This window comes from Gordonia sp. QH-12 (assembly GCF_001578675.1).
GTDB classification, from domain to species: domain Bacteria; phylum Actinomycetota; class Actinomycetes; order Mycobacteriales; family Mycobacteriaceae; genus Gordonia; species Gordonia sihwensis.
The window spans coordinates 101,143-108,896 of the sequence record NZ_KQ969296.1 but is presented as its reverse complement, the minus strand read 5'-3'; the positions used below and the strand labels follow the sequence as shown (position 1 = coordinate 108,896).

Genomic DNA, 7,754 nt, shown 5'->3' with positions numbered 1-7,754 from the left:
TCGGAACGGAACCCAGGGCGCTTCAGTGTGGTGGGGCCGGGGAGGAGTCGTTCGGCGCCGCATGCGGGGCAGATCCCGTGAGTATGAATCGCGGTGAACCAGCAGGTGAAACACACGCGACCTTCGGGCCAGCGAGCTTGGATGCGGGTAGTGGATCGTCCGCATCGGTCGCAGATCCATTTGCCATCGGCCAGCCGGGGTCGGCCGCGGGTTGGTGTGTGCGGTTTCAATCCGTGTGGGCGCATCTCGGTTACCTCATTTCGAACCTATTCATCGAGGATGTTGGCCCGCCGTGGGCGCGTTGTGCGGTCGAGTGGTACGACGTTCGGGCCGCTGTTGGTTGCGGTGTGTCGTTCGCGTGCGTTGACCGCGGTAACGGTGACCAGGGCGTCGGGGCCGCAGCCGAAGATGTCGCACAGGGCCGCGATCAGTTGCAGTGAGACGCGTTCGGGTCTCTGGTTGACCAGGCGGTAGACCTGTGGCCGTGAGAGAGAGATGTCGCGTTCGGCGAGGAGCGGAATGAGGTCCGTGGTGTTGTTCATCCCTCGAGCTGCCATCAGCTCGGCCAGGCGCCATGTGTAGTCGACGTGTCTCTTCATTTCGGGGTGCCTTCCTCTGCGCTGTGCAGTGCCTGGTGCATCGTTCGATCGAGTGCTGATCGCAACGTCGACCGGCGGAACTCATCAGATGTGAACTGATAGATCCCAGTGGTTGAGGCGTACTCGTGGCCCATCTGGTCCTGAACGAACCGCGGGTCCCAGTCGTCCTCAAGCAGATGCGTCGCGTACGAGCGGCGAAACGAATGCAGGTCTACACCCTCGGGAATACCGACGTCCGTGCAGTACCGGCGTACTCGTCGCAGCAATGTTGATTCGACGACGAGCCCGCCGCGCTCGCTGGGGAACATGTCCAGGCAGTCGGGATCGCCGCGGCCATTGGCCAGCCAGTCCTCGATGACCGGCGGTGTCCACCGCCATACGGTCAGTATCGAGCGAGGCTTGGGAGGCGACCCTCGGTGAGCCTTGCCGTATCGGATCTTGCACACCCCGAAGCGTCCGAACTCCCGGGCGTGCGGATTGCGGGCGAAATCGACGGTCTGCAGGTGGCGGACCTCGTTGAATCGCAACCCGTACCCGTAGGAGAGCTTCATCATCGTTGCGTCGCGATAGGCAGCCTGCCAGCCTTTGCGACTGGTCGAACCTATCCGGGCGACCTCATCATCGGCGTGCTCGAACAGGGCGTCGAGTTCCTGCTTTGTATAGGGCCGCTTGGTCGGCTGGCCGTCATACTGCTGTATGTGTCGAGCGGTGTTCCAATCGTGAAAGACCTGTGCCGGGTGAGTGCCGAACAGTTGCTCGCACACCAGGTCCCAGCCGTAGTCCGGGTTGCTGATGTACGAGCAGAACGCGCGCAACGCGGCGTGATAACCACGCAGCGTCGCGTGCGCAACATGATGGATTGACCGCAGGTCGGCGGAGAACTCTTCGACCATGGCCGGCGTCCAGTTCCACGGTTCTTCGTTGGAGTGCTCGATGAAACGGCGCACACACCGCGCTCGCTGATCGATCGTGTCGAACTGAAGATTGCGTGACAACTGCTGGTTGCGCCAGCCGTCCAGCATCGACTCCACGACCCGTTCGTCCGGCCGCAGCAGGGGCACAGACTCCACGAGATGAACGCGTCCGACCTCGTCGACCTGCATCGAAACCTCCGAAAAACCGGTTTCATTTGATGATTCAATGATGCATCTGATGAGACGAGAAGGCAATACCCGCAGGTCGAAGCATTGGATGGAACCGCTCCGCAACCATCTCTGAAGCACTTGGCGCGCGACGAGCGGCGGCATTCCGCCTGCGGATTCTCTACGTTCTTGCTGATTGTTGCTGGTGTAGCGTCGGCAGTGGGGGCCGGGGGCCGAACGCCGATGATGATTCATCTGGTGCAATACGCAGAGGTTAACTTGACATAATGTATCTTATCGGCTCGGGTTCCATGTCCATATATGCAACTCGCCAGTCGACGACAGTTCAGCGCGTTTTGCACACAACTGGCAATTGTTGAGAAGTGCTTAACCGATTGAGCTGGGTCTGCTTGTTGGAAACCTCAGCTTTCGGCAATCCTGGTCCTGGTTAGCCAGTTGGATCAAAGCAGTTGGTCAAAGCATGGTTCGCGGTCCCATAGTTTATCGTCACTGTGACGATGACCAGACGGCGCAGCCGCCGCACCTGGGCCGCTGCGCCGTTCTCGTGACCCGACCAATACACGCTGCAATACTCCCGCCTCCACCACGATGCGAGCACCACTTCGCAGCGTCGTGGACCGTCCGGTTCGTTCTTGACAAGGTGCATCGCTGAGGCCACACGACCAGTCACGCCGCCATTGACCCGCGAAGGCGGCTACCCGATACACACCGAACTCGCCCCGAACGCTTGCACGCCAGTTGCTGATTATTCCGTTGATGCTATATAGCTCTCCCGGTATACTCGGAGGGTGGGAATCGAGCGGGGATCGACGTGGCAGATTGAGCTGAGTGAAGAGGTGCGCAGTTGGCTCGACGGCCTCACAGTGAAGGGACGGGCACAGGCGTTCCGGGCACTCGACCTCCTGGCCGTCGAAGGTGCCATGCTCCGAATGCCGCACAGTCGCAAGCTCGACGAGAATCTCTGGGAACTCCGGTTTCGCTGTGATCAAGTCAACCAGCGAATCGCCTACACCATCCAGCCTGAGCGCCGCGTGATCACGTTGACGACGTTCCGCAAGCAGCGCAACAACGAGCGCAAAGAAGTCCAGCGAGCCCGCAGTGTGCTGCGCCGCCGGGATCAGGAGAAGGAAGGGAAATCATGACCAACTACACCGAGTACAAGCAGGCGGCGCTCGCCGACCTCACCGCCGCCGAGCGTGAGGTCTACGACCAGGCATACGAAACCGCCGGAGTCGTGATGGAGCTAGCAGGAATCGCCTACCAGGCTCGAATCGACGCCGGACTCACCCAAGCCCAGCTCGCAGAACGGATGGGCACCACTCAAAGCTCCGTCGCCGCCGTCGAGAACGGTTCCCGCACTCCCACCGTCAACTTTCTCGAGCGCCTCGCCCGCGCCTGCGGCGCCCGCCTCACCGTCAGCATCGACGCCGCCTGACCTCGCCCCCGGTCATGCATCAGCAAGTGCTCGCCGCCTGGGGCCGCTTGGTGGATCATCCCTCTCGCACTTGCGGTCTATGCCAGTCGGACGGGTGTCGTCGCCACGATCGACTCCGTAAAGTGCTCGCCGCGTGCAGTTCAGCTCGAACCCAGCCTCCATCCTCGCCGACCAGGAAGTCGCCGATGGTGGTTGCGGCGATAGTTGGCCCCGCTGGTACTCGGGTCCCGAACCAACTCGCAGGTTCGATCTCTACCGGGTAATTCACGGCTCGCGACTTGAGGTCGGGAGACGCACCTTCGGAAGGCCACAACTCGATGGCGTGCTTCGAATCTTCTACAATTAGATTTCCGTCGAGAACGAATGATCGCTCTTGTATTCCCATAGAACGGTCAGGCGAACCACACGCGGATATCGCCCGAACTGGGGAGTCGACGTTGGCGGATGCCACCTTCGCTTGCGCACTGAGACCGAGAACTCGAACGAGTCGAGGTAGACGTACACTGAGTCCATCCAGTCGGCAATGTTCTCATCTCTGTAGAGCGTGAGCTCGGTCCGGGCGTCGTAGGGCTTCACGTTTTCCGGGCATCTAGCCATTGGTTGCATCATTCGCGTTGTCGAGGAGAGCGCGGAGGTTTTCCGCCTCGTCTCTGATCTTTTCTCGCTCGAACCGGGTAAATTTACGCAACTGCATCGCCAGTACCGCGTCAGTTCCGGCCTCGTCGGTTCCCAGCAGCCCCGCGACGGCCGTCCGTGCATCGTCGACCACTGTTGACGATGCGATGGCGGCGAGTACTTCCGTACGGCGGTCGACAGCCGACGTGATCGCTTCCAGAATCGCCGAACGATCGATCGTCCGCTGTCTATCGGAGATCACTTCCTCCACGGGCGGATTGCCCGGCCACGGCCAGGCGAATGCGTCATCGTCCACCGGACCGCTCGACAGGCTCGTCACGGTGAGCGCGAAGCCTCGCCCCGAGGACAGTTCCACAATCAAACCCGACCGGTCGTCGATCGTGATCGTGAGCCCGGGTCGGCCTAGCAGGGTCGACCACGCCGGCCGCCCATCGCGGCGGACGGGCACCGGCGTGGTGAGTGCGATGACGTCTCGCGTCATCTGGTGGAGGACTCCGGATTGCCCCACGAGATCGATCGGGCTTATGTGAGTCGTCAGCCACGGCATTCGGATACCGCGGCCGCTGAGTTCCACTGCCGCGCCGTTGCTGTCACGGTAGAACGTGCGGCGGCCATCGCTGATGTACTGGACCTCGCCGTCTCGCTCCACACGCCAACGTCCGGCTCCACCGGACCAGAAATCGAGGACGTCGGTGTCGTTCGGTGTCGTACTCGTCATGCGCGGCGCAAGGGGCGATCGATTGGCCGCTCGCGGCCCTGATCGGCGTTCCCGAACTCGCGGGAGTGCTGGTGGGATGGCGCGTCGCGCAGGCCCTGCCGACGCGCGTGCTGAAGATGGCCCTGACGGCGGCCCTCCTCGCCCTCGCGCCCTACCTGGCACTGACCGCCTGATGCCGGCAGGGCCAGTAATTGCATAATCAACTAATTCGGTAAGGTCGACGTATGAACTCTCCACGATGGCTCTCCGACGAGGAACAGGCGGCATGGCGCGCCTACCTCGACGCGACCCGGCTGTTGATGAATACGCTCGACCATCAGCTCGTCCGGGACGCACAGCTGTCGCTGACCGACTTCTCACTGCTCGTCGCCCTCTCCGAAGCGCCCGGCCGCCAACTGCGGATGAGCGGTGTCGCAGACGCTGTCGCCACGTCGCGAAGCACCGTCACCCGAGCGATGAACCGCCTGGTCGACAAGGGGTGGGTGGAGCGAATCCCGTGCGTCGACGACCGCCGCGGAGCCTGGGCGCATCTGACCCCCGCCGGTCTGGCCAAGCTGGTCGACGCCGCCCCGGCGCACGTCGACGAAGTCCGCGAGACGATGATCGACGTGCTCAGTCCCGCCGAGTTGAACGTCCTGGCGACGAGTTTCCAGAAGATTCGCGACCGATTGAGCTGAGCCTCACCCGCGACTACCGTGCCGCCCGGGCACCCACGATCCGTAGCGCGATCTCCGCGTAGTCGTCGGCGAGATCGTCCGCGTCGGCGTGATTCCTGACGGGAAACCATCGGCTCACGTCGATCCCGAGGGACGTCAGGGCGAGTGTCACGGTCGAGACGTCACCGAAGGAGAACTCGCCCGAGGCGGCGCCGGCTTCGGCGATCTCGGTGAACACTCTCGTGGTCGCACGTCGCAGACCGGCGATCAGTTCGAAGTGATCGTCGGTCAGCGCCCGCAGTTCGTACTGGATGACGCGAGCGATCGCCCGGTTCTCCGCATGCCACCTCACGAACGACGCGATGGCGGCCCGGAGCCGTTCGGTCGGCGACCGCGCCGGATCGTCCGTGGCGAGCAGCGCGTCCAGAACCGCCCGATGGCCTTCCATCGCTATCGCGAAGAGCAGCGACTCCTTGGTCTTGTAGTGGGGATACACCGCGCCGGGACTCATGCCGAGACTCGCAGCGATCTCACGGGTGGTGGCCAGGCCGTAGCCCTTCGCCGCGAACACCTCGCAGGCCGCCCGCCGGATCCGTGCGGCGGCTTTCGAACCCGGTACGCCGTCGGCCGGACCGGGTGCGGTGGCGGTCATCGAACTCTCCTGTCTCCGGTCGGGATTGACACGGCGCACACAGTCCTGAAATATGCATATGCATAGTTTCTATGCGTTTGCATAGTACATGACGCCGGCCGGAGTGACAGTGCCCCGAGTCGTACGTCGCCCGACCCCCGACCGATCGGAACCCTCCCATGACGCACGCTCTCTCTCGCCGCGACCTCGACTTCCTGCTCTACGAGTGGCTCGACGTCGAATCCCTGACCGCCCGCGAACGGTTCGCCGATCATTCCCGCGAGACTTTCGACGGCGTCCTCGACCTCACGGCCGACCTCGCCGACAAGTACTTCATCCCCCACAACCGGCTCGCCGACGCCTCCGAGCCGACGATGCGTCCGGACGGCACGGTCGAGATGATCCCGGACGTCCAGCGCGCACTGGCGGCGTACGCCGAATCCGGGCTGATCGCCGGACCGTTCGACCACGAGGTCGGCGGCATGCAGTTGCCGACCACCCTCGCGCGGGCCTCGATGGCCTGGCTACAGGCCGCCAACGCCGGAACCTCGTCGTACGCGCTGCTCACCGCGGGCAACGCGGCACTTCTGGCCGAGTACGGCACGCCTCAACAGATCGACACCTTCGTCCGGCCCATGCTCGAAGGACGCTGGTTCGGCACCATGTGCCTGTCCGAACCCCAGGCCGGATCCTCGCTGGCCGACATCACCACCCGCGCCGAACGCAGGCCGGACGGCACCTACCGGGTCGTCGGATCGAAGATGTGGATCTCCGGAGGCGATCACGAACTGTCGGAGAACATCGTCCACCTGGTGTTGGCCAAGACGCCGGGCGGCAAGCCCGGTGTGCACAGCATCTCGCTGTTCATCGTGCCGAAGTACCTGCCCGGCGACGACGGCGGCCGCGGCGAGCGCAACGATGTCACGCTCACCGGGCTGAACCACAAGATGGGCAATCGCGGCACCGTCAACACGGCGTTGGCCCTCGGTGACGGCACCCATCGACCGGGCGGCGAGGCCGGCGCGGTCGGCTATCTCGTCGGTGAGGAGCACCGCGGGCTCTCGTACATGTTCCACATGATGAACGAGGCCCGGATCGGCGTCGGCTTCCTGGCGACCGCACTCGGGTACGTGGGATATCTCAAGGCCGTCGACTACGCGGCCGGGCGCACTCAGGGCCGCCCGATCGGCGCCAAAGATCCGGCCGCGCCGCCGGTCCCGATCATCGAGCACCCGGACGTCCGCCGCATGCTGCTGGCACAGAAGGCCTACGTCGAAGGCGGTCTGGCACTGGGCCTGTACTGCGCGAAACTCGTCGACGACTTGGACACCGCCGCCGACGCGGAGACCGCAGCCGACCTGGAGTTGCTGCTCGACGTCCTGACACCGATAGCCAAGAGCTGGCCGTCGCAGTGGTGTCTGAAGGCCAACGATCTGGCGATCCAGGTGCACGGCGGTTACGGCTACACCCGCGACTACGACGTCGAACAGCACTACCGCGACAACCGCCTCAATCCGATCCACGAAGGCACGCACGGCGTTCAGGGGCTCGACCTGCTCGGCCGCAAAGTGATCATGCGGGACGGCAGGGGGCTGAGCCTGCTCGGCGCGCGTATCTGCACGACCATCGACGCCGCCCGCGGTCGCGGCGGCACCGCGTCGGCGTTCGCCGACGGTCTCGACGACGCCTGGCGGCGGGTGGTCGAAGTGACGGGGACCCTGTGGGCGGACGGTGATCCCGCTACGGCACTGGCGAACTCCTCGGTGTACCTGGAGGCCTTCGGTCACGTGGTGGTCGCCTGGCTCTGGCTCGACCAGTATCTCGCGTGCGAAGACCGGTCCGGCGACTTCTACGACGGCAAGAGGATGGCCACGCGCTACTTCTTCGCCCACGAACTCCCGCAGACCGGACCGTGGACGGCCCTGCTCGCGTCTCTCGACGACACCACCGCGGTCATGGAACCGAACTGGTTCTGA

The 7,754-nt window shown here is 64.0% G+C and carries 9 protein-coding genes; 5 read left to right on the top strand and 4 right to left on the bottom strand.

Annotated features, from left to right (window positions below):
- Positions 1 to 266 precede the first annotated feature (266 nt).
- Together Y710_RS14045 and Y710_RS14040 are read right to left on the bottom strand one after the other, a co-directional pair.
- Complete coding sequence (locus Y710_RS14045) at positions 267 to 599, bottom strand: helix-turn-helix domain-containing protein (RefSeq protein WP_009678361.1); 333 nt, start codon at positions 597 to 599, stop codon at positions 267 to 269.
- The gene (locus Y710_RS14040) at positions 596 to 1,702 is read right to left on the bottom strand and encodes a tyrosine-type recombinase/integrase (RefSeq protein WP_009678360.1); all 1,107 of its coding nucleotides are present in this window, start codon (positions 1,700 to 1,702) and stop codon (positions 596 to 598) included. The genes Y710_RS14045 and Y710_RS14040 overlap by 4 nt, the downstream gene beginning before the upstream one ends.
- 788 nt (positions 1,703 to 2,490) lie before the next feature.
- On the opposite strand from Y710_RS14040, the gene Y710_RS14035 reads away from it, so the two are divergent.
- Together Y710_RS14035 and Y710_RS14030 are read left to right on the top strand one after the other, a co-directional pair.
- Positions 2,491 to 2,844 (top strand): type II toxin-antitoxin system RelE/ParE family toxin, encoded by a 354-nt coding sequence (locus tag Y710_RS14035; RefSeq protein WP_006895014.1) that lies wholly within the window; start codon positions 2,491 to 2,493, stop codon positions 2,842 to 2,844.
- The gene (locus Y710_RS14030; RefSeq protein ID WP_006895015.1) at positions 2,841 to 3,137 is read left to right on the top strand and encodes a helix-turn-helix domain-containing protein; all 297 of its coding nucleotides are present in this window, start codon (positions 2,841 to 2,843) and stop codon (positions 3,135 to 3,137) included. The genes Y710_RS14035 and Y710_RS14030 overlap by 4 nt, the downstream gene beginning before the upstream one ends.
- A gap of 589 nt (positions 3,138 to 3,726) precedes the next feature.
- Here the strand turns inward: Y710_RS14030 and Y710_RS14020 are convergent.
- Positions 3,727 to 4,422 carry a hypothetical protein gene (locus Y710_RS14020; protein WP_197462941.1) on the bottom strand — a complete coding sequence of 232 codons (696 nt, stop codon included), beginning with the start codon at positions 4,420 to 4,422 and terminating at the stop codon, positions 3,727 to 3,729.
- Positions 4,423 to 4,475: 53 nt separating this feature from the next.
- Between Y710_RS14020 and Y710_RS14015 the strand changes: the two genes are divergently transcribed.
- Both Y710_RS14015 and Y710_RS14010 read left to right on the top strand, forming a co-directional pair.
- Entirely contained in the window at positions 4,476 to 4,664 is a 189-nt protein-coding gene (locus tag Y710_RS14015; RefSeq protein WP_045538450.1) for a TSUP family transporter, read from the top strand.
- Between the two features lie 51 nt (positions 4,665 to 4,715).
- Positions 4,716 to 5,168 (top strand): MarR family winged helix-turn-helix transcriptional regulator, encoded by a 453-nt coding sequence (locus Y710_RS14010; protein ID WP_006895027.1) that lies wholly within the window; start codon positions 4,716 to 4,718, stop codon positions 5,166 to 5,168.
- A 13-nt stretch (positions 5,169 to 5,181) separates the two neighbouring features.
- Here Y710_RS14010 and Y710_RS14005 read toward each other — a convergent pair whose 3' ends face one another.
- Positions 5,182 to 5,799 carry a TetR/AcrR family transcriptional regulator gene (locus Y710_RS14005; RefSeq protein ID WP_062367730.1) on the bottom strand — a complete coding sequence of 206 codons (618 nt, stop codon included), beginning with the start codon at positions 5,797 to 5,799 and terminating at the stop codon, positions 5,182 to 5,184.
- A 158-nt stretch (positions 5,800 to 5,957) separates the two neighbouring features.
- On the opposite strand from Y710_RS14005, the gene Y710_RS14000 reads away from it, so the two are divergent.
- Entirely contained in the window at positions 5,958 to 7,754 is a 1,797-nt protein-coding gene (locus tag Y710_RS14000) for an acyl-CoA dehydrogenase (protein WP_062367717.1), read from the top strand.

What these genes read in the sequence shown, in the direction of transcription:
- Y710_RS14030 (WP_006895015.1), top strand. Translation starts at nt 2,841, where the DNA reads ATGACCAACTACACCGAGTACAAGCAGGCGGCGCTCGCCGACCTCACC.
- Y710_RS14005 (WP_062367730.1), bottom strand. Translation starts at nt 5,799, where the DNA reads ATGACCGCCACCGCACCCGGTCCGGCCGACGGCGTACCGGGTTCGAAA.
- Y710_RS14000 (WP_062367717.1), top strand. Translation starts at nt 5,958, where the DNA reads ATGACGCACGCTCTCTCTCGCCGCGACCTCGACTTCCTGCTCTACGAG.
- Y710_RS14040 (WP_009678360.1), bottom strand. Translation starts at nt 1,702, where the DNA reads ATGCAGGTCGACGAGGTCGGACGCGTTCATCTCGTGGAGTCTGTGCCC.
- Y710_RS14010 (WP_006895027.1), top strand. Translation starts at nt 4,716, where the DNA reads ATGAACTCTCCACGATGGCTCTCCGACGAGGAACAGGCGGCATGGCGC.
- Y710_RS14045 (WP_009678361.1), bottom strand. Translation starts at nt 599, where the DNA reads ATGAAGAGACACGTCGACTACACATGGCGCCTGGCCGAGCTGATGGCA.